This window comes from uncultured Roseovarius sp., assembly GCF_947489715.1.
In the GTDB taxonomy this organism is placed as follows: domain Bacteria; phylum Pseudomonadota; class Alphaproteobacteria; order Rhodobacterales; family Rhodobacteraceae; genus Roseovarius.
Genome location: NZ_CANLER010000002.1, coordinates 310,241 through 329,458, shown reverse-complemented (window position 1 = coordinate 329,458; position 19,218 = coordinate 310,241). Strand labels below are relative to the sequence as shown.

18 protein-coding genes are annotated in these 19,218 nt (G+C 59.8%); 10 read left to right on the top strand and 8 right to left on the bottom strand.

All coding sequences use genetic code 11. From position 1 onward, the window contains the following. Window positions 1-11 precede the first annotated feature (11 nt). The 5 genes from Q1B27_RS07220 (at window position 12) to Q1B27_RS07200 (ending at window position 3,839) form a co-directional block, all read left to right on the top strand. On the top strand, window positions 12-932 hold the full coding sequence (locus Q1B27_RS07220; RefSeq protein WP_299845789.1) for a threonine/serine dehydratase: 921 nt from the start codon (window positions 12-14) through the stop codon (window positions 930-932). A gap of 153 nt (window positions 933-1,085) precedes the next feature. Then, entirely contained in the window at window positions 1,086-1,913 is an 828-nt protein-coding gene (gene dapD, locus Q1B27_RS07215) for a 2,3,4,5-tetrahydropyridine-2,6-dicarboxylate N-succinyltransferase (RefSeq protein WP_299845787.1), read from the top strand. A gap of 47 nt (window positions 1,914-1,960) precedes the next feature. Beyond that, entirely contained in the window at window positions 1,961-2,206 is a 246-nt protein-coding gene (locus tag Q1B27_RS07210) for a GlsB/YeaQ/YmgE family stress response membrane protein (RefSeq protein ID WP_299845784.1), read from the top strand. A gap of 49 nt (window positions 2,207-2,255) precedes the next feature. Next, a complete protein-coding gene (locus tag Q1B27_RS07205; RefSeq protein ID WP_299845782.1) occupies window positions 2,256-2,579 on the top strand; it encodes a hypothetical protein in 324 nt (107 codons plus the stop codon). A gap of 273 nt (window positions 2,580-2,852) precedes the next feature. Continuing rightward, window positions 2,853-3,839: a hypothetical protein gene (locus Q1B27_RS07200; RefSeq protein WP_299845779.1), complete on the top strand. Its 987-nt coding sequence runs from the start codon at window positions 2,853-2,855 to the stop codon at window positions 3,837-3,839. A gap of 245 nt (window positions 3,840-4,084) precedes the next feature. Here Q1B27_RS07200 and Q1B27_RS07195 read toward each other — a convergent pair whose 3' ends face one another. After that, the gene (locus tag Q1B27_RS07195) at window positions 4,085-5,497 is read right to left on the bottom strand and encodes an alpha/beta fold hydrolase (protein WP_299845777.1); all 1,413 of its coding nucleotides are present in this window, start codon (window positions 5,495-5,497) and stop codon (window positions 4,085-4,087) included. A gap of 451 nt (window positions 5,498-5,948) precedes the next feature. Here Q1B27_RS07195 and Q1B27_RS07190 point away from each other — a divergent pair, with 451 nt between their 5' ends. Together Q1B27_RS07190 and Q1B27_RS07185 are read left to right on the top strand one after the other, a co-directional pair. After that, on the top strand, window positions 5,949-6,731 hold the full coding sequence (locus Q1B27_RS07190) for an MOSC N-terminal beta barrel domain-containing protein (protein WP_299845774.1): 783 nt from the start codon (window positions 5,949-5,951) through the stop codon (window positions 6,729-6,731). Further along, window positions 6,728-7,792 carry a ferredoxin--NADP reductase gene (locus Q1B27_RS07185; RefSeq protein WP_299845771.1) on the top strand — a complete coding sequence of 355 codons (1,065 nt, stop codon included), beginning with the start codon at window positions 6,728-6,730 and terminating at the stop codon, window positions 7,790-7,792. The genes Q1B27_RS07190 and Q1B27_RS07185 overlap by 4 nt, the downstream gene beginning before the upstream one ends. 139 nt (window positions 7,793-7,931) lie before the next feature. On the opposite strand, the gene Q1B27_RS07180 is transcribed toward Q1B27_RS07185, so the two are convergent. The 5 genes from Q1B27_RS07180 to Q1B27_RS07160 form a co-directional block, all read right to left on the bottom strand. Next, window positions 7,932-8,081 (bottom strand): hypothetical protein, encoded by a 150-nt coding sequence (locus Q1B27_RS07180; protein WP_299845768.1) that lies wholly within the window; start codon window positions 8,079-8,081, stop codon window positions 7,932-7,934. A gap of 76 nt (window positions 8,082-8,157) precedes the next feature. After that, entirely contained in the window at window positions 8,158-9,258 is a 1,101-nt protein-coding gene (locus Q1B27_RS07175) for a mandelate racemase/muconate lactonizing enzyme family protein (protein WP_299845765.1), read from the bottom strand. A 12-nt stretch (window positions 9,259-9,270) separates the two neighbouring features. After that, window positions 9,271-10,905 carry a GMC family oxidoreductase gene (locus Q1B27_RS07170; RefSeq protein ID WP_299845762.1) on the bottom strand — a complete coding sequence of 545 codons (1,635 nt, stop codon included), beginning with the start codon at window positions 10,903-10,905 and terminating at the stop codon, window positions 9,271-9,273. Between the two features lie 178 nt (window positions 10,906-11,083). Beyond that, on the bottom strand, window positions 11,084-12,373 hold the full coding sequence (ccrA, locus tag Q1B27_RS07165; RefSeq protein ID WP_299845759.1) for a crotonyl-CoA carboxylase/reductase: 1,290 nt from the start codon (window positions 12,371-12,373) through the stop codon (window positions 11,084-11,086). Window positions 12,374-12,515: 142 nt separating this feature from the next. Beyond that, a complete protein-coding gene (locus Q1B27_RS07160) occupies window positions 12,516-13,886 on the bottom strand; it encodes a 1-acyl-sn-glycerol-3-phosphate acyltransferase (RefSeq protein WP_299845756.1) in 1,371 nt (456 codons plus the stop codon). A 51-nt stretch (window positions 13,887-13,937) separates the two neighbouring features. On the opposite strand from Q1B27_RS07160, the gene Q1B27_RS07155 reads away from it, so the two are divergent. Beyond that, window positions 13,938-14,549 (top strand): N-acetyltransferase, encoded by a 612-nt coding sequence (locus tag Q1B27_RS07155; RefSeq protein ID WP_299845753.1) that lies wholly within the window; start codon window positions 13,938-13,940, stop codon window positions 14,547-14,549. A gap of 12 nt (window positions 14,550-14,561) precedes the next feature. Here Q1B27_RS07155 and Q1B27_RS07150 read toward each other — a convergent pair whose 3' ends face one another. Continuing rightward, window positions 14,562-15,359: a hypothetical protein gene (locus Q1B27_RS07150; protein WP_299845751.1), complete on the bottom strand. Its 798-nt coding sequence runs from the start codon at window positions 15,357-15,359 to the stop codon at window positions 14,562-14,564. Window positions 15,360-15,558: 199 nt separating this feature from the next. On the opposite strand from Q1B27_RS07150, the gene Q1B27_RS07145 reads away from it, so the two are divergent. Further along, the gene (locus Q1B27_RS07145) at window positions 15,559-17,538 is read left to right on the top strand and encodes a protein meaA (protein WP_299845749.1); all 1,980 of its coding nucleotides are present in this window, start codon (window positions 15,559-15,561) and stop codon (window positions 17,536-17,538) included. Between the two features lie 262 nt (window positions 17,539-17,800). Continuing rightward, complete coding sequence (locus Q1B27_RS07140) at window positions 17,801-18,643, top strand: DUF1989 domain-containing protein (RefSeq protein WP_299845747.1); 843 nt, start codon at window positions 17,801-17,803, stop codon at window positions 18,641-18,643. A gap of 25 nt (window positions 18,644-18,668) precedes the next feature. Here Q1B27_RS07140 and Q1B27_RS07135 read toward each other — a convergent pair whose 3' ends face one another. Next, window positions 18,669-19,118: a GNAT family N-acetyltransferase gene (locus tag Q1B27_RS07135; protein ID WP_299845745.1), complete on the bottom strand. Its 450-nt coding sequence runs from the start codon at window positions 19,116-19,118 to the stop codon at window positions 18,669-18,671. Between the last annotated feature and the right edge of the window lie 100 nt (window positions 19,119-19,218).

The following is a 19,218-nucleotide window of genomic DNA, read 5'->3' as shown; positions in this document are numbered from 1 at the left end:
GGGGGCGTGAAATGGATTGGAAAGATCAGATCGCGGCGGCGGCGCAGCGCAATCGGGGGCATGTACGGTGCACCCCAGTAATCAACGCGCCCGTTCCGGGTGTGGAACTGCCGGTTGCTTTCAAGCTGGAGCAGATGCAGCATACTGGTAGTTTCAAAGCCCGCGGCGCGTTCAACACGCTGCTGTCACAACCTGTGCCGGCTGCCGGCTTGGTGGCGGCCTCGGGCGGCAATCACGGTGCGGCAGTGGCTTTCGCGGCGCATGAGCTGGGCCACACGGCGCGGATCTTCGTGCCGGAAATGGCCGGCCCGTCCAAGATTTCCCTGATCGAACGGGTGGGCGCGGAATTGACCGTGGTGCCCGGCGAATATGCGAACGCGCTGGCGATGGCGCGAGAGGTTGAAGACGCGGCCGGCGCGATGCAGGTCCATGCCTATGATGCGCCCGCGACGGTGGCGGGGCAGGGGACCTGCATGGCCGAATGGGAAGATCAAGGGTTGGAGGCGGACACGCTGCTGATTGCCGTCGGGGGTGGCGGATTGATCGCCGGGGCGATGGCGTGGCTGGGTGGTCGGCGCAGGATCGTGGCGGTCGAGCCTGAGACATCCCGTGCGTTGCATGCCGCCCTTGATGCGGGGCGGCCTGTGGATGTCGAGGTATCGGGCGTGGCGGCGAATGCCCTGGGCGCGCGCCGGATCGGGGATATCTGTTTTGGCCTGGCGCAGGCGCAGGGCGTGGGATCGGTTCTGGTCAGCGACGAGGCGATCCTAGCGGCGCAGCGCTGGCTTTGGCGGGAATTGCGGCAATTGGTCGAACCTGCGGGCGCCACGGCGCTGGCGGCGCTGATGTCGGGGGCCTATCGGCCGGCGCCCGGTGAAAGGGTTGCGGTGTTGTTGTGTGGCGGGAATGTCGCGCCTGATCCGCTAGTGTGAAAGACGCGTTCGGGCACGTCCCACCCGCCCTCCCCCGTGCCCTCACGCGTCTTTGCTGGCGCGAATATCGCATGCTGCGTCGCATTGCGCATCGCACGCGCGCGGCATATAGGCCATTGCAAGAACCGATAGTTGACCCCAGGGAGGCCCGCCATGTCGAATGCACAGCTTGAACAAGCCATCGAAGCCGCGTGGGATACGCGCGACACGATCACGACCGCCACAACCGGAGAGACCCGGGAAGCGATCGAAGACACGTTGCAGGCGCTGGACAGTGGCAGTCTGCGGGTGGCGGAGCGACGTGAGAATGGCGACTGGCATGTCAACCAGTGGGCGAAAAAGGCGGTTCTGCTGTCTTTCCGTCTGCGCGACATGGCCATCATCGAAGGCGGCCCGGACAATGCCGGCTGGTGGGACAAGGTGCCGTCGAAATTCGATGGCTGGGACGAGGCGCAATGGCGCGCTGCCGGGTTCCGCGCCGTGCCGGGATCGATCGTGCGCCGCTCGGCCTATATCGCGCCGGGCGTCGTGCTGATGCCGAGTTTCGTGAATATCGGCGCCTATGTCGACGAGGGGTCGATGGTTGATGGCTGGGCCACGGTGGGCAGCTGCGCCCAGATCGGCAAGAACGTCCACCTCAGTGGTGGCGTCGGTATTGGCGGCGTGCTGGAACCGATGCAGGCCGGGCCGACGATCATCGAGGACAATTGCTTTATCGGCGCGCGGTCCGAGGTGGTCGAAGGCTGTATCGTCCGCGAAGGCTCGGTCCTGGGCATGGGCGTGTTCATCGGCCAGTCGACCAAGATCGTGGACCGCGAAACCGGCGAGGTGTTCTATGGTGAGGTGCCGCCCTATTCAGTCGTCGTCGCCGGGTCGATGCCCACCAAGAACGACATCAGCCTTTATTGCGCCGTGATCGTGAAACGCGTGGACGAAAAGACCCGTTCGAAAACCGGGATCAATGAATTGCTCCGCGATTGATCCTCCGCTAGCATTGTCCCTTCCTGGGACGATGCAAGGAGAGGTGAATGGGACTTGGATTGATCGGCTCGATCATTGTCGGAGGGATTGCTGGATGGATCGCCAGCAATCTGATGAAGGCAAATACTGGTATCCTGACGAACATCGTGCTGGGTATCGTGGGCGCCGTGGTGCTGAACCTGATCCTGCAGATGCTGGGCATCTACGCCTCTAGCAGTGTCGTGCCGCAACTGATTGTCGGCATTGCCGGCGCGTGCGGGCTGATCTGGGTCGTGCGCCGTATCCGAAGCTGACGCCGGGCGCGACCGGACAGAAATATTACCTTGCCAGCAGGAGCATCAGGTGACCAAACAGAAGCGTACCCAACAGGTTTATACCCTGCTGGTCGAGATCGGGCGCAAGGAAGGCGACGGGCTGGCCGATAAGGCCACCGGTGCGGCGCTCGTGATCTATGCCAGTGGTGTGGATGAGGCCGAGGCGGTCCGCGAAACTGTCGCCATTCTGAAACAGGCCGACACTGCCCCGCTGGACGTATCGGGCTATGGCACGTTGGAAGAACGCTTGTCCGAGGGGCACGAGATCAGCGATGAAGAGCGTGAACTGATGCAGCGTGCGTTGGACGAAAACGCGGTGATCGTCGCGCAAGTCACACCTTTTTTCGACTAGCATCGCCCGCCCCTTCGGCGGATTTGACCAATGCGGCGCGCGTCAACAAGATGCCGCAGCGTATTCGAGGCCGGGCAAACGCCCAGGCGGTCATTTCACTAAAGCAATCCAGGGTTCGCATTCCGCCAGTAAGGTGGTTGTTGTCTGTCTGGTAAACTCGGATGTAGGAGGCGGACCACCTCCGCTATTGACTGTGGGCCACAGCGGGGTCACCTTTGCCCTGCGACTTGTGATTTGCGCGTCGTGAGGCTTGTCTGGCAGGAGATTTGACCGTTGCTGTTGAATTTACTTCGTCTCTCCGTTGCGGCCCTGATCATTGTTGCCTTGTCGGGTTCACTACCAGCTAAGGCGGCGCCACAAAATTCGGAAATTCCTGCCTGGCTGCAAAAGCATGTTGGTACAGGCGATAACCAGATCGCCCCGGTGGTCCTGGCTAGGGCACGTGCGCTATATCAACGAAAACTACGCCAGGGCGCGGTCACGAATCCCTGCTATCTTGCCAAGGATGCGACGCGCCCAAGCACCTCGCGGGATGGCAAACCGGGAGGTCGATTTTATATCATTTGCGAGGCAAGCAAATCGTTCCGCGCGGTTCCGTCTGGTTACGGCAACGGGCGCAAACTGCAACGCGCGAATTTCTCGAACAGCCGCCAATGTGCGAAAAATTTCAGCAATGCAGAAGGGTCGAAGCTGACAACGGGGGGATCCTATCTAACGGCCGAAACCAGGACGTCGTTCAAAGGTTACTTTCGTCAATCGGGCAAAAGGATTCCTTTCTATCGCACGTTCCTGTTGTTTGACGGCGAAGGTGATACAGCAAATGCAAGAGAGCGGGCCATCGGTGGGCATCCAGCCGTTTTCCTGAAGTGGCAGTGTCGCTTCAAGAATCCCCAAAGCCCCCATGCCGACAATGAAGGGTATGTCCCTTACGGAAAATTGGTGAACTATACCGGCGGTCGCAGCAACGGTTGCACAACCTGGTCACAGTCTGCGTCCAAGGACATTCTGGAACTGGTGGAGGGAAACCCGACGACGCTCTACATCTATCCGGAATCCAGCGATATCAACGCTGTCGCAAATGCGGTGAAGAACCGGAATTCTCTTTCTCGCGCCGGTCTCTATTGGAACGCGGCCTGCTTGAAAACGATCGGCTCGCCCAAATTCTGGCCCAAGCGAACTCTCCAGCCGATTATCAATAAATGGAGGCGGTCCTTGCCGAAACAGCCGCCGCTGGTCTTGCCGATCTGCAAGCGACGGTGACAGAGCTGGCGCGCGCGTGCCGTGCCAGAGCGATATGAAACCTTGGGGCGCAAATTTCGCGATTTACCGCAAATCTGCGGCCTTTGCCCCATTAGACGCCGATATCGGAAATTCATGCCGAAACTGCTTTCTCCGCTTTGTGTGGGGCTTATGCGTTCAACGCTTTTGCTGACACGGCGAAGCTTCGGTTCGGCGCGCTGCGACACAGCCATTTGGGTGGCCGAAGGATGACAGCTATTGTGCCATCATGCTTCAAAGATTGGAAAGCTGACACCAAGGGCCCAGGCCAATACCATCCCCAGCGCCAGGCCGGAGGACAGCGGCCCAGATCGATTTGAAGCGTCCCGGCCCATCGCGCCGAACACGACATAAAAAAGAAACAGCACGGGAGCAATCAGCATCAAAAAGAACAATCCCTCGAAATCGAGCGCGACAGCGATCCCAAGCGATGCGAGGAAACTTGCGCGTGTCCAAAGCCGTCTGAAAACTGTTTGATTGGCGGTCAAAATAGCATCGGCTGTCATATAGGGAAGCGTCCCGATCATCATTGCGACGATGATCCAGAACCGTTCAGCCGTCGGCCAGAAATTCGCGGCGTATCGATCCAGCGCAAAACCGAACAAGGCGCAGGCCAACAACAACACGCCGAGCGCAGGCCAGGCCAGGGAGCTTGCCGGGATACGCCACATCCGCAACAATACGAGTTGTACACCACCAAACACGAGCATGTGCAGCGCCAGGTAATCAGCCACCAGAACGGGCAGGACATCGACATCCAGAGTAACCGCAATTACCGGGGCGACTAACATCGGTATCGTCAGAACAAGAGCAGTTTGCCCGAGACTCAGTGACTGATGAGGTATCTCGCGTTTCGGGAGCAGACGACATATCGGGCGAAAGAGCATCACCAGTCCACCCAACAGACCAAGGATCGCCCATCCTGTCGACAATATGGTGATGTCGGAGGTACGCCCATAAGCGCGGTCCAGCCATGTCAGCGTTTCGCGCCGACCCGTGCGACTTTGCAAGACCGAAACGTGCTCTGCAAAGGGCGCGACAACATAGCGCCGCAATACGATGCCGTTTGTGGCCGTGTCCCCGGCCCTCGCTTCGGGATCGACCATCTGCAAACGGTCCTCCGCAAAGCGGCGCAACCTCGGTTCCCATGCGCCGACCACAAGCAACAGATCGTCGGGCACGCGGTCATCAACCTGTTGTGAAAAGGCCGATATCAAAACAAGCGGACCAACATCGTCACGGGATGCAGCCACACGCACCAAGATATCAGTCGCCATCGAGTGTCCGATCAATGCGACCGGACCAGACTCCGGCGCAACGGCATTCATCACGTCTGCTACCTGTTCCATCAATAACTGCGTCGTGCCATCCACCGCCGAAACATCGCCCGACATTGGCGTAGAGTTACGCCCATGGCCAAGAAACTCAAAAACAAAGACGCGATAGCCCGCGCGTGCGAGGGGCAGCGCATAGCCCTGCATCATCTGCTGTGAGCCTGCGAACCCATGTGCAACAACGATCGCCGGGCCCTTGGCGTCCGCTACCGCATAGCGCGCGACCGGCGTTTGCCCGACATTGAACCGTGTTATCTCAATGTCGTGGCGCGCAAGTTCCAGGATGGCCAGCGAAATAAAGATCATCGCAATAGCGAGATATAGTCTCAGGGCTCAGTCTCCCTTATGGCAACCAACCAGTTGGTTGAGATTTTACGAACCTTGATTTTGACTTCACAGGAAAAGACGAGACCAGTAAATGCCCTGCGACAGATGAAAGATGTGCAATCCTGGCATTCGTAATTGTCTTGGACAGCGTATTTTCGCAAACGGTATGTATGTCCGGAAGGAGAGCAGCCCCACTTCGCCGCGACAGTCGCCGGATGTCTCTTTCGCATGTCGCAGCAGTTATTCGCCTAGCATTCATGTGCATCAGTTGGCAGTCATCTGCATTCTACCTATACTTGCAAATGTTGCTGAAAGTGGCCGACTGGCGAATTAAGCTGGTTGCCGAATAAACATTTGTTCACGGCGCTCCTTTGAGCACCGATTTCACTTTATGAGTATCGGATTTCTAGAAAACATTGGGAGACTATTTATGAAGCTTGGGACAGTTGAGAGCATTTGGCGCTACCCTGTGAAAGGCATGCGCGGCGAAGAATTGCCGCATGCGTACGCGGGGTTCGCAGGATTGATGGGCGATCGGGTTTTTGGTGTGATTGCCGAGGATGGTGATCCGGCCTTTCCCTGGCATACCGGGCGCGATCAGGAAGAGTTTGTGCTATACAAAGCGCAATACCGTGATGGCGATGATCTGCTCTTGCCCAAGGATCTGGATGCGTTCGAAGGGCTAGCGCCTGGCATCTACCCGGTCTACCCCGATGCGGATGCTTTCAAAGTCGATGTCACAACGCCCGAAGGGGCGACCCATGACATCGAAAGCCAGGCGTTTCTCGACGATATGGAAAAGGCAGCCGGACGCAAACTCCGCGTTCACGCAACACAAAAGGGCCAGCACGATTGCCGCCCTCTATCTATCTTTTCGACATCTGCCGCCAAGCAACTGGGCGAGGAAACCGGGATGGAGGTAGACAAACGCCGGTTCCGGGCGAATTTCTATGTCGAGTGGGAAAATCAGGAAGATCCCTATTTCGAGTTCTCGCTTGTCGGCAAGACGATCAAGATCGGGGACAAGCTCGAGGTTGCGGTGATCGAACGCGATCCGCGGTGCAAGATGATCACGCTGGACCCTGATACATCCGAGGAGTCACCGAAACTCCTGCAGCATGTCAGCCGCAATCATGGTGGTGACGCGGGCGTATTTGCAGCAGTCCTGCAAGAGGGGCGCGTCAAGAAGGGTGATCCGATCTACCTCTCATGAGCAATGATCAAAGCGTCGCGACTGGCCCGGCCCATTACCGGCTGACGGTCAAGGCGATCCGGGAAGAAACCAGCGACGCCAAAAGCTTTGTTCTGGTCCCGGAACGCGGCGAGGCACCGCTGTTTCGCTACACGCCCGGGCAATTCCTGAGCTTTCGCATTCCGTTTCAGGGCCGCAATATCACCCGCAGCTATTCTCTCTCCAGCGCACCCGGTGCTGATCCCGACATGCGGATTTGTGTCAAACGGGTCAAAGACGGGCGTGGGTCCAACTGGTTCAACGATCATCTCAGTGCAGGCGCGCGGATCGAGGCAACCGTTCCGTCTGGCCGTTTCGTGCTGCGCGACAGGGACGCGCCATTGCTATTGATTGCAGGCGGCAGCGGCATCACCCCCTGCATTTCACTTCTCAAGAAAGCGCTTCTTGAAACCGGGCGTCAGGTTCGCCTGATTTATGCCAATCGTGATGCCAGTTCGATCATCTATCACAATGAGCTGGAATTGCTGCAAAAGAAGTTTTCCGGGCGGCTTGATTGCGTGCATCGTCTGGATGATCGCGACGGCTTCCTGACACAAGAGGATGTGATCTCGCTGGCCAGGGGTTGGCATGATGCGGACACTTATATTTGCGGTCCTGCGCCTCTGATGGACATGGCCGAGAACACGCTGACCGACGCCCTCGGTGATCGCGCCTACATCATGACCGAGCGTTTTGTGTCGCCCGACGACGATGTGGCAAAGACCCCTGACGCCACGCAAGACACCGGCCCACAAGAGGCGCCGATAAATGACTTTCGCCTCACTCTGGATGGCGTTGATCACATGGTGCCCTACAAGGCGGGCCAGACCCTGCTTCAGGCAGCATTGGACGCGGGCATAGACGCACCGGTATCCTGCACCGAAGGGCATTGCGGCACCTGTATGAGCGCGCTCAAATCCGGCAAAGTACAGATGGCGACGACCAAGGCCCTGTCTAAACGCAACCTCGAACGCGGATACGTCCTCGCCTGCCAGTCACGCCCTTGTGCTACAGAAACACTCTGGCTCGACTTTGATCTCTAGAACCAAAGGCGGCGCTTTTTTCCATTGAAAGGTGGATTTAAATTTCCCCGCTGGAAGGCACCAATGATCAAAAATGTGTCCGCCATTTGCATGCGTCGTTCACACGTACTGGATACATCGCCAGAATGTCGTCCCAGCACTAGCGCCACAGGCTCAGGTCATGGCTGATACAGAGATAGATCAGCACAATATCGTCACGGAACGATTCCGGCAGGCAGATGATCCGTGCCCGCACCGAAATGTCGATCGAGGCCGTAGGCCCGTCCAGAACAAGAAACGACTGGCGCAATCAAGCGGCAGGGCTCTCCTCACGCGGGCCACCTATAGCGTATGAAAATGGAATCGATCGCGCCTTGGGTACTGCTTCACGCCAGTTCCGAGCATTGATATTGCGACCGGGCCAGCCACTCGGGGTTGATCTCGACGCCCCAACCCGGCTGGTCCGTGACCCGGGCGTGGCCGTCTTCGATGCCATAGGGGTCTTCGACAAACAGACCCTCCTGCCACGGGTAGTAATCCGCGCCTTCGATGGAAAACTCCAGGTATTTCCCGGCATTCGGAATGGCCCGCAGCAGATGCATGGTGAAAAGCGTGACCAGCGACAGGTTGGCGCAATGGGGGGTGACCGGCAGACCCGCGTCCTGTGCCATTTTGCAAACGCGCAGGGTCCGAGCGATACCGCCCAGATAAAGGATATCGGGCTGCACGATATCGACGGCGCGCATGTCGATCATCCGCCGCCAGGTGGGCAGGTCGCAATCCTGCTCACCGCCGGTCACGTCGATCTCCAGCGCGTCGGTGACTTCCTTGGTCTGCTCCAGCTCCCAATAGGGGCAGGGTTCCTCGTAATGGCCAAAGCCGTGATCCTGCAACATATGCCCTACCTCGATGGCGCGCGCGGGCGCGTAGCAGGAATTGGCGTCGATCAGCAGGTCGGCGTTGGGCAGGGCCTGGCGCATGGTCGGGATGATCTCTTCGGTGCGGCCCGGCCATTCATCCTGACCGCGCCCTACCTCGGCCCCGGCGCGGACCTTGAAGGCGGTGAAACCCTTTTCATCCGCCAGCCGGGTCATCCGCGCGGCCTCGTCCGTCGGGGTAATGTCGCGCTTCATCGAGCTGGCATAGGCGCGAATGGTGCCGGCGCTGCCACCCAGCAATGCTGCAACCGGCTTGCCTGCCAGCTTGCCGCGCAGATCCCACAGGGCAGTATCGAAACCCGCCATCGCACGGCGCAGGTAGGAGCCGGGGAACTTATGTTCGCGCTCGGCCACCAGATCCAGCAGATCGTCCAGATCGGTCGTGTCCTGCCCCAGCACCCAGGGCGCCACTTGCCGGTGCAGAACCTGACAGGTGAGGTCCGAATGATAGGTCGATACCTGACCCCAGCCCTGTTGACCCTCTTGATCGGTGACACGGACGAAGCCTACGAATTCATTGGTAAAGGTTTCGATACGGATCGGTGTCATCTGGCAGCTCCCTCACATATTGTCTTCAAGTATCATATCGCTGGCCTTCTCGCCCACCATGATCGCGGGCGCGTTGGTATTGCCCGAGGTGATGACCGGAAAGATCGACGCATCGGCAACCCGTAGCCCCGCCAGCCCGTGCACCCGTAGGCGCGGATCAACCACCGAGCGCGCTGCATTGCTGCCCATCCGGCAGGTGCCGCAGGGGTGAAACACCGTCCAGGCATTGTCGCGGGCATAGTCGGTGATGCCCGCATCGTCCGTGACATCCGGGCCGGGCAGCATCTCGGCCTCGATCACCGATGCCAGGGCCGGGGCCGCCGCGATGCGCCGTACCAGTTTCATCCCGTCGATCATCGCCTGCCGGTCCTCTTCGGTAGAGAGGTAATTCGGATGGATCTCGGGCGCGGCAAAAGGATCGGCAGACGCGATCTGCAGATGCCCGCGACTGGACGGGCGGCACTGGTTGAACCCCAGCAGGAAGCCCGGAAACGGATCGGGCGTCATCAGCGGGCGTTTGCCCACAGGCGCGCGCGTATAGCTGAGCGGCGAGAAATAAAGCTGCTGATCGGGGTGCCCGTCGCCAGGGCGCAGGCGCACGAATCCGCCGCCCTGATTGACCGAAAGACTGAGCGGCCCGGAGCGTTTCAGCACATACTCCACACCCACGCGCAGCCGCCCCAACCACGGGCGCAACACCTGATTGAGCGTCGGCACCCGGGCGCGGTAAAGATTGTCGAGCCCCAGGTGATCCTGCAAGTGCTGTCCGACATGGGGCGCATCCAGCACCACGTCGATGCCCTTGTCGCGCAGCATTTCGCCCGCCCCGATGCCCGACCGTTGCAGGATCATCGGGCTGCTGATCGCCCCTGCGGCCAGGATCACCTCGCACCCCGCCAGCGCCGTATGTTCGCGCCCCTTCTGGTGATAGCTGAGCCCGGTCACGCGGCGGTCTTCGACTGTCAGACGGGTGACATGGGCATGCAGCGCGACGGTCAGGTTTGGCCGTTTCAGCGCCGGGCGCAGATAGCACGCGGCGGTTGAGGCGCGCAGCCCCTTGCGCGTGGTGATCTGATAGATGCCCGCACCCTCCATGCTGGCACCATTATAATCTGCGTTGAAGGGGATACCGGCCTCGGCTGCGGCCTCAAGATAATTGCGGCAAAGCGGATGCACCACCTCAGCGATATCCTGCACCGCCAACGGCCCGCCCGCGCCGCGATGCGTATCGGCCCCGCGCGACCAGTCCTCCATCCGGCGAAAGACCGGCGCAACCGCGTCCCAGCCCCAGCCGGGCGCATCCGCCGCCCAGTCGTCATAATCCTGTGGGTGACCCCGCACATAGACCATCGCATTGATCGAGGACGAGCCGCCAATGACCTTCCCGCGCGGCCAGTAACTGATCCGTCCGCCCAGCCCCGGCACGGGCATCGTCTTGAATTTCCAGTTGATACGCCCGTCGTAATAGGCCTTGCCATAGCCGATGGGCATCCTGATCCACGGCGACAGGTCACTGCCCCCCGCTTCGACCAGCAACACCGAATTGCGCGCATCCGCACTCAGCCGATTGGCCAGCACTGCCCCGGCTGATCCGGCACCGACGATGATGTAATCATAGCTTCGCGCGCTTGCGTCTGGTGCCGTCATGCAAGGGTCTTTCATTCCCGAATTGCGAATTCAGTAGCACAGGATCGGGCAGAGGCAAGATGCTGAAGTGAAATCGGCATCGCGGTGGCCTAAGACGCAAAAAAAGAAACGCCCGCTTGCGCAGGCGTTCCCGAATTTCACTCATGCCGCGCCCGGTTAGACGCGGACAAAACGGTGTTTACTTGTTTCCGGCTTCGACCACGTCTTCGACGGTGCGCAGGCCGGTCTTGGGGGACTGTACCAGCACCGCCATGTTGCCGGGCTTGTGCTCGTTCTTGCGCATCTTCACATGCGCCGCCGGGATTTCATCCCACGGGAACACTTCGGACATGCAGGGATCAAGCCGGCGTTCCACCATCAGCTGGTTCGCCGCCGCCGCCTGTTTCAGGTGGGCGAAGTGCGAGCCCTGAAGGCGCTTCTGATGCATCCAGATGTAGCGCACGTCGAAGGTACAGTTATACCCCGTCGTTCCCGCGCAGATCACCACCATGCCGCCCTTCTTGCAGACGAAAGAGGATACCGGGAAAGTCGCTTCGCCTGGATGTTCGAAAACGATGTCGACATTGTTGCCCTTGCCGGTGATGTCCCAGATCGCCTTGCCGAACTTGCGGGTTTCCTTGAACCACTCGGCATATTCCGGGGTGTTCACCGTGGGCAGTTGTCCCCAGCAGTTGAAGTCCTTGCGGTTGATGACACCCTTGGCGCCCAGATCCATCACGAACTGACGCTTGTCTTCCTCGCTGATGACACCGATGGCGTTGCCACCCGCCGCGTTGATCAGCTGGATCGCGTAAGAGCCCAGACCGCCGGACGCCCCCCAGACCAGAACGTTTTGACCGGGCTTCAGCTCGTGCGGGTGATGACCAAATAGCATCCGGTACGCGGTGGCCAGCGTCAGCGTATAGCACGCGCTTTCTTCCCAGGTCAGGTGCTTGGGGCGCTTCAGCAATTGCTGCGCCTGCACGCAGGTGAACTGGGCAAAGGAACCATCGGGGGTCTCATAGCCCCAGATCCGCTGGCTGGGCGAATACATCGGGTCGCCGCCATTGCAATGCTCGTCGTCGCCGTCGTCCTGGTTGCAGTGGATCACGACCTCGTCGCCCACTTTCCAGCTCTTGACCTTGTCGCCTACGGCCCAGACGATGCCTGATGCGTCGGACCCGGCAATGTGGTAGTCGGCCTTGTGGACATCGAACATGCTGATCGGAATGCCGAGGCCCGCCCAGATGCCGTTGTAATTAACGCCAGCGGCCATCACCAGGACAAGCACCTCGTGGCTGTCGGGTTGGGGCACATCAACCACTTCCAGCTGCATGGCCTGATCGGGTTCGCCCTGACGCTCGCGGCGGATGGCCCAGGCATACATGTGCTTGGGAACATAGCCGACCGGGGGCATTTCACCGACTTCATAAAGGTCCTTTTCGGGTGCATCGTAGGGTGCGATGCCGGTTTCCGTATCCAAAGCCATTTGGGCCTCCATATCAGAGCGTTTCGCCGCGATGCAGAATCGCGATTTCCGGCCAATAACTAGCGGTGGTCACGCAACAATGCAATGCCGTTGGGGTGGTTTTTGTAATTTTATAACCGAGCAGTTGCAGAAAAATACACCGTTACTCGCTGCGAGTGCGAAATAGATGCTCAATCGAGGCTGCATAATAGGCCACGATAGGCCGTTCATTGTTGACCAGAGACAGCTTTTCCTCGCGTTCTGCGACCAGCCCGCGCTTGATCAGGTTGCGCAGGCCGACCTCGACGGCATAGGCGTCGTCTTCGCGGGGCATATGGACATGCGCCTGCGGCAGTTGCACCGTCATCTTATGGACTTCTGCCTCCAGCTCGCTGCGCGTCATCGGATCATCCGAAAGCATCATCGCGCGCGCCACCAGTGGCACCGGCAGCACCGGTACTTCCTCGCCGATCCGCTGCATCAGCAGTCGGGCCAGATCCTTGACATCGCCGCGCGGGTGTTCCTGCTGAAACGTGTTCAGTGACACCGGCGCGCCAAAGCTGGCAGCGGCATAGCCGTGGCGATGATATTTACCGGTGATCCGCAGCCGGATCTGGCGAAAGATAAACCGTGTGACGACGCTGATCCGCGCCCTGAACCGTCGTTCGCCCTTTTGCCCGGCTGCCACCAGGATCCGATCTTCGAACACCCGGTCATAATTCACTGCGACGGGCACAAACACCACATCCCGCGAGGTATCATTGCGCCCTTCGACGATATATTTCAGCAATCCCAGTTTGGGCGGGGCCAGCTTGCCATCCAGGCTCAGCCCGCCCTCGGGGAACATCGCCTGCGTAACGCCGCCGTCGGTTGCCAACCCGACATAGCGCGCCAGCACCCGGCGATAGAGATCATTGCGCGATTTGCGCCGGATGAAATAGGCGCCCATCGCCTTGATCAGCTTGCTCAGCGGCCAGACCCGCGCCCATTCGCCCACCGCATAGCTCAGCGCCGACCGCTCTGCCGCCAGCCAGGTCACCAGCACGTAATCCATGTTACTGCGGTGGTTCATCACGAAAACCACCGTCGCGTTCTTGTCGATCTTGCTAAGGGTTGCTTCGTCGAAATGCCCCAGCCGCACCCGGTAGAGCGAACTGCTCAACCATTTGGCCAGCTTGATCGCCACGCCGAAATAGGCCATCGCGGAAAATCCGGGCACGATTTCGCGCGCATATCTCTTGGCCTGCTCAAACGCCACGTTTTCGGGGATTCCCTCGGCCTTGGCATGATCCGCCACCGCCTGCGTCACCTCGGGGTCATAGATCAGCCGCTGGATCATGTCATAGCGCCGCGCCAACTTGAACGGCTCGATCGGGCGCTCCAGCCGCTGGTTCAGCCGCGACACCGCCCGCTCCATCCGGCGGCGGAAAAACCAGCGCACCGATGGAAACAGGAAATGCGAGGCAAAGGTCACCGCCGCGAACAGCAGCAGCAGAACCAGCGCCCAAAGCGGCATTTCAACAGCACGTGTCATGCGGGGACTCTTGCAGTATTGGCGCGCAGGGTAAATATCTGTTCGGTAATAATGAACGAGGATACCTTGGCGGATTTTTCGATACACAACGGTTTCGCGCCCTCCCATCGCGCCACCGCAGCGGCGCTGTATTGGGACGCTTTCAAAGGCAAGCTTGGCAAGATCATGGGGCCGGACACCCGCGCCTGTGGGTTTTTCGAGGCCACCATGAACCCGGATTACGCATTGTCGGCTGTGGACCGCGACGGCACATTGTTGGGCATCGCCGGGTTCAAGACTAGCGAGGGCAGCCTGACCGGCGGATCCCTCCGCGACATGACCCGCGCCTATGGCTGGATTGGCGGCACCTGGCGCGGGCTGATTTTGTCAACGCTGGAGCGCGAGATTCAGCCCGGCATCCTGTTGATGGACGGCATCTGTGTCGGCGCGGCCGCGCGGGGCAAAGGTGTGGGCACCGCGCTGCTGAGTGCGATCAAGTCCCACGCGCGGCAATCCGGTCTTTCTGCCGTCAGGCTGGACGTGATCGACAGCAACCCGCGCGCCCGTGCACTCTATGAACGCGAAGGGTTCGTCGCCATCGACACCACCCATACCGGCCCCTTGCGGCATATCTTCGGCTTCCGCCAGGCGACGGCGATGCAATGCGCGCTTGATCGGCCATAAGCCGAACGAGGGTTATTTCTCGGCCTTGATTGCTGCCAGTAGCGCGCTCATGGGTGATTGATCCACCTCGATCAACCCTCGCCGTGGCCGGTCCAGATCAACGATCATGAACACCAGCAACACGATCAACAACAGCATCAGATAGACCGGTGTGGCGGGTTTGCTGCCCGCAATACCCGAGGAATAGCCCAGCATCGCACCCGACAGGATGAATGTCAGGAACATCATCATCAGCACAACCTCGGGGACGTGGCGTTCGATCGTGGCATTCCGACTGCTCAGGGCATCAATCATATCGTTCAATGAGGCCGCGAACGCGACCGCCGCCGGGCCGCCGGGGTTCTGCGTCGCCTGTGCGGCGGCTTCCCACAGTTCCTCAAACGCGCCTTCAGCATTGGCCACCAGCCGCGCCCGGCGCTGTTTCTGGTCGGCCGTCACCTCGCCCGCTTCGGCCCGCAACCGCAGATACCGCCGCAGATCGACCCGAACCTCTTCCTGCATGGCTTCGGGCAGGTAATCAATGCGCAGCCACGCGGTGCCGATGGCATTGGCCTCTTCGACGATCGACGCCGACCGCGCATCATGCCGCGCCAGGGCCAGCGAAAAGGTGAAACCCAACAGCAGTGCCAACAGACCCAGCAACGACCCCTGAACCGCGGTGGTCTGCGATCTGAATTCTTCCGAGGCATTCCGCTTGCGCTTGTCGCCGACCAGATAGCCGATAATCATCGCTATCAGCATGAGAACCATCAGGCCGACGGCGATGTAAATTGTATCTATATCATACATGATTTCTTGTTGTCCGATCATCGTCAGCCCTCATCAAAACGGACATGCAGGGCGGTTGCGCTGCGGTCTTGCCCTAGAGTTTGCAGGCTCATCGGTCAAGATGAATTGGTCAACACCCGTGTCGGTTGCTGCAACGCAGCGAATTGACATCGGTATAATCTTCCAAGTATCAATCGCCTAACGTAACAAAATTGCGCAAGCTGATTCACGAGGTCCCACTATGTCGCAGATGCAGAAAGACCGCAAAACCGACCGCCCCTGGCTGATCCGGACCTATGCCGGTCACTCCACCGCCAAGGCGTCAAACGCGCTCTACCGCTCGAACCTCGCCAAGGGCCAGACCGGCCTCTCCGTCGCCTTCGATCTGCCCACCCAGACCGGCTATGACAGCGACCACGTGCTCGCACGCGGTGAGGTCGGCAAGGTCGGCGTGCCGGTCTCGCATTTTGGCGACATGCGCGCGCTTTTCGACCAGATCCCGCTGGAACAGATGAACACGTCGATGACGATCAACGCCACCGCACCCTGGCTGCTGGCGCTCTATATCGCCGTGGCCGAGGAACAAGGCGCCGATGTCGGTAAATTGCAGGGCACGGTGCAGAATGATCTGATCAAGGAATACCTTTCGCGCGGCACGTATATCTGCCCGCCGAAACCCAGCCTCAAGATGATCGGCGACGTGGCTGAATATTGCTATACCCACGTGCCGAAATGGAACCCGATGAACGTGTGTTCCTATCACCTGCAAGAGGCTGGTGCCACACCCGAACAGGAACTGGCCTTCGCGCTCGCCACCGCCATCGCCGTGCTGGACGAGCTGAAACCGCGTGTCCCGGCCGCCGATTTCCCCGCCCTTGCCGGTCGGATTTCCTTCTTCGTCAATGCTGGCATCCGTTTCGTCACCGAGATGTGCAAGATGCGCGCCTTCGTCGATCTCTGGGATGAAATCCTGCAGGATCGCTACGGTGTCGAGGATCCGAAATTCCGCCGTTTCCGTTACGGCGTGCAGGTCAATTCGCTAGGGCTGACCGAACAGCAGCCCGAAAACAACGTCTACCGCATCCTGATCGAAATGCTGGCAGTCACGCTTTCGAAAAAGGCCCGCGCCCGCGCGGTACAGCTTCCGGCGTGGAACGAAGCGCTTGGCCTGCCGCGCCCCTGGGATCAGCAATGGTCGATGCGGATGCAGCAGATCCTGGCCTATGAAACCGACCTTCTGGAATTCGATGACCTTTTCGAAGGTAACCCGGCGGTCGATGCCAAGGTCGAAGCGCTGAAAGATGGCGCGCGGCACGAACTGGCCAATCTGGGCAGCATGGGCGGTGCCATCGGCTCCATCGAGTACATGAAATCGCGGCTGGTGGATTCGAACGCTGAACGTCTGAACCGGATCGAAAAGAATGAAACCGTTGTCGTCGGCGTCAACAAATGGACCGAAGGCGAGGCCAGCCCGCTGATGACCGGCGATGGTGGCATCATGGTGGTCGACCCGGCGGTCGAGGCTGAACAGATCGCGCGTCTGAACGAGTGGCGCAGTGACCGCGACGCCGAGGCGGTAAAAGCGGCGCTTGCCGAGTTGCGGGAGGCCGCCGCCAAGGGCGAAAACGTCATGCCCGCCTCGATCAAGGCCGCCAAGGTCGGGGTTACCACCGGCGAATGGGCGGCGCAGATGCGCCAGATTCACGGCGAATATCGCGGACCCACGGGTGTCTCCGCCAGCCCGTCGAACAAGACCGAAGGGTTGGACGAAATCCGCGATGCGGTGAACACGGTCAGCGACCGTTTGGGCCGCCGCCTCAAGTTCCTCGTCGGCAAGCCCGGGCTTGACGGACACTCCAACGGGGCCGAACAGATCGCCTTCCGTGCCCGTGATTGCGGCATGGATATCGGCTATGAAGGCATCCGCCTGACGCCCGAGGAGATCGTGAATGCCGCGCTTGAGGACAAGGCCCATGTGGTTGGTCTCTCGATCCTCTCCGGCTCGCACCTGCCCTTGGTCGAAGAGCTGATGGAGCGGATGCGAGCTGCGGGTCTGGGCGATGTGCCGGTGATCGTGGGGGGCATCATCCCCGACGATGACGCCCGGCGACTCTTGGAAATGGGCGTCGCGCGGGTCTACACGCCCAAGGATTTTGAGCTGAACACGATCATGATGGACATCGTTACGCTGGCCGATCCCAAGGCCGTCGCCGCCGAATAACTCTGGCCGGGCATGTGGTAGGGTGGTGTTTCACCCCACCGCGTATCGCCGACAACCGCGCGCTCTGTTAATCCCGGCGTGCGCGCCGCATTTCGGTATTTCGCACCGACGTAATACCGACAAAATACCGACGTTATACCGATTTCGAAAATGCCGTGATTCCAGTGTATTAACCCCGATTCACATCACCAGGCGCCAGACATGCCGTTGCCTTTGGAAATTTCGGGTCTAGAGTGACCCCGATTGACCCAAGGACACAGCCATGACCATCCCCTCCGACGCCGAAATCCGCCGCGCAGTGAAGCCGGTGATTTGCTATCCTAACGACACCCTGCCAGCCCCCGATCTGGCGCACTATCAGGCGGCGCGACAGACGGCGGAGAAGACGGATGAGGTTTTGGTTCCGGCCCGCGAAGCCGCCTGTTTCCGAGTGCCCGCCGGGCAGTTCTTTCGCATCAGCTCGGTCGACGGGCCGCAGGTGGGCGATCTAAATCTCTGGAATTCCAATGACTTGTCCGAGCGTTTCTATTCCGGCAAATCGCGCGCGCTGCACGGCACGCACCTGAGCGTGGGTGAGCGGATGTGGTCCTCTTTCCCGACCCTGCGCCCAATGGCGACGATTACCACTGACACGCTGGGCTGGTATGGGATCGACGAATTCGGCGGTTCGGTCCATGATGTGATCGGCACCAGATGCGATCCCTACACCGGCAATCTGCTGAGCGGATCACACTATCACCATTGCTGTCATTCCAATCTTATCAGGGCCTTAGCCGAAGATACCGGCATGTCATACGCTGAGGCCGAACCGCATGTGCACGACGTTCTCAACGTCTTCATGTGCACCGGTTTTACCCGCGACACCGGGCAATACTTCATGAAAGCCAGCCCCGTCCGCCCCGGCGATCACCTTGAATTCTTTGCAGAAATTGACCTTCTGGGCGCGCTGTCGGCCTGCCCGGGCGGGGATTGTTCGTCTGAGCATTCCAGCGACGAGGCGGCCTGTTTCCCGCTGCTGGTCGAGGTTTTCGCCCCCGCCCCAGGCGCACTGGACGGTTGGCAAAGCCCCCCGGTCAACGGCTATAACCGCCAGCACAGGGATTGACGCAACCCATTGAAAACGCAGGGTTTCACGACCGCGCGTATTTAATGAACGGGGTCAGCGTGGCGATCCGGTCATAGAGTTTTCGGGCCTCTTTATTGAAATCCTGCGTCAGCCAGTAGACCGACGGACAGCCATCGGTATCGGCGGCCGCATAGACCGCCTCGATCAGTTTGCGGCCCACCCCGGTGCCGCGCACGGCCGGGTCGGCATAGAGATCCTGAAGATAGCAGACATCTTCGAGCCGCCAATTATGGGGGTGGTAGATGTAATGCACCAGCCCCACCAGATCGCCACCTTGGACAGCAACAAAAGCCTTTTGATTCTGGCGCTTATGCGAACAGAGTCGTTCGAACGTGGCCTCATAGACCGCGTCGGAAACGCTGCTTTCATAGAATTCCAGATAGGCTGTCCAAAGCGCGTGCCATTGCGCCTTGTCGGCGGGTTCAATCGGGCGGATGGTAACGTGATCTGACATATGAGCGGCCTGTTTCTGAGGTCATACGAATGGAGCAAGCTTATCGCGGTTCGCAGCGGGAAAACCAGAGGTCAGAGTTGCAATAGTGTAAACTGTGTAC

Excerpts from the sequence above, each read along its gene's own strand:
- Q1B27_RS07195 (WP_299845777.1), bottom strand. The coding sequence starts at position 5,497 with ATGATCTTTATTTCGCTGGCCATCCTGGAACTTGCGCGCCACGACATT.
- Q1B27_RS07160 (WP_299845756.1), bottom strand. The coding sequence starts at position 13,886 with ATGACACGTGCTGTTGAAATGCCGCTTTGGGCGCTGGTTCTGCTGCTG.
- Q1B27_RS07185 (WP_299845771.1), top strand. The coding sequence starts at position 6,728 with ATGAGCAATGATCAAAGCGTCGCGACTGGCCCGGCCCATTACCGGCTG.
- Q1B27_RS07155 (WP_299845753.1), top strand. The coding sequence starts at position 13,938 with ATGAACGAGGATACCTTGGCGGATTTTTCGATACACAACGGTTTCGCG.
- Q1B27_RS07175 (WP_299845765.1), bottom strand. The coding sequence starts at position 9,258 with ATGACACCGATCCGTATCGAAACCTTTACCAATGAATTCGTAGGCTTC.
- Q1B27_RS07210 (WP_299845784.1), top strand. The coding sequence starts at position 1,961 with ATGGGACTTGGATTGATCGGCTCGATCATTGTCGGAGGGATTGCTGGA.
- Q1B27_RS07140 (WP_299845747.1), top strand. The coding sequence starts at position 17,801 with ATGACCATCCCCTCCGACGCCGAAATCCGCCGCGCAGTGAAGCCGGTG.
- Q1B27_RS07220 (WP_299845789.1), top strand. The coding sequence starts at position 12 with ATGGATTGGAAAGATCAGATCGCGGCGGCGGCGCAGCGCAATCGGGGG.
- Q1B27_RS07150 (WP_299845751.1), bottom strand. The coding sequence starts at position 15,359 with ATGATCGGACAACAAGAAATCATGTATGATATAGATACAATTTACATC.
- Q1B27_RS07145 (WP_299845749.1), top strand. The coding sequence starts at position 15,559 with ATGTCGCAGATGCAGAAAGACCGCAAAACCGACCGCCCCTGGCTGATC.
- Q1B27_RS07170 (WP_299845762.1), bottom strand. The coding sequence starts at position 10,905 with ATGACGGCACCAGACGCAAGCGCGCGAAGCTATGATTACATCATCGTC.
- dapD (WP_299845787.1), top strand. The coding sequence starts at position 1,086 with ATGTCGAATGCACAGCTTGAACAAGCCATCGAAGCCGCGTGGGATACG.
- Q1B27_RS07135 (WP_299845745.1), bottom strand. The coding sequence starts at position 19,118 with ATGTCAGATCACGTTACCATCCGCCCGATTGAACCCGCCGACAAGGCG.
- Q1B27_RS07190 (WP_299845774.1), top strand. The coding sequence starts at position 5,949 with ATGAAGCTTGGGACAGTTGAGAGCATTTGGCGCTACCCTGTGAAAGGC.
- ccrA (WP_299845759.1), bottom strand. The coding sequence starts at position 12,373 with ATGGCTTTGGATACGGAAACCGGCATCGCACCCTACGATGCACCCGAA.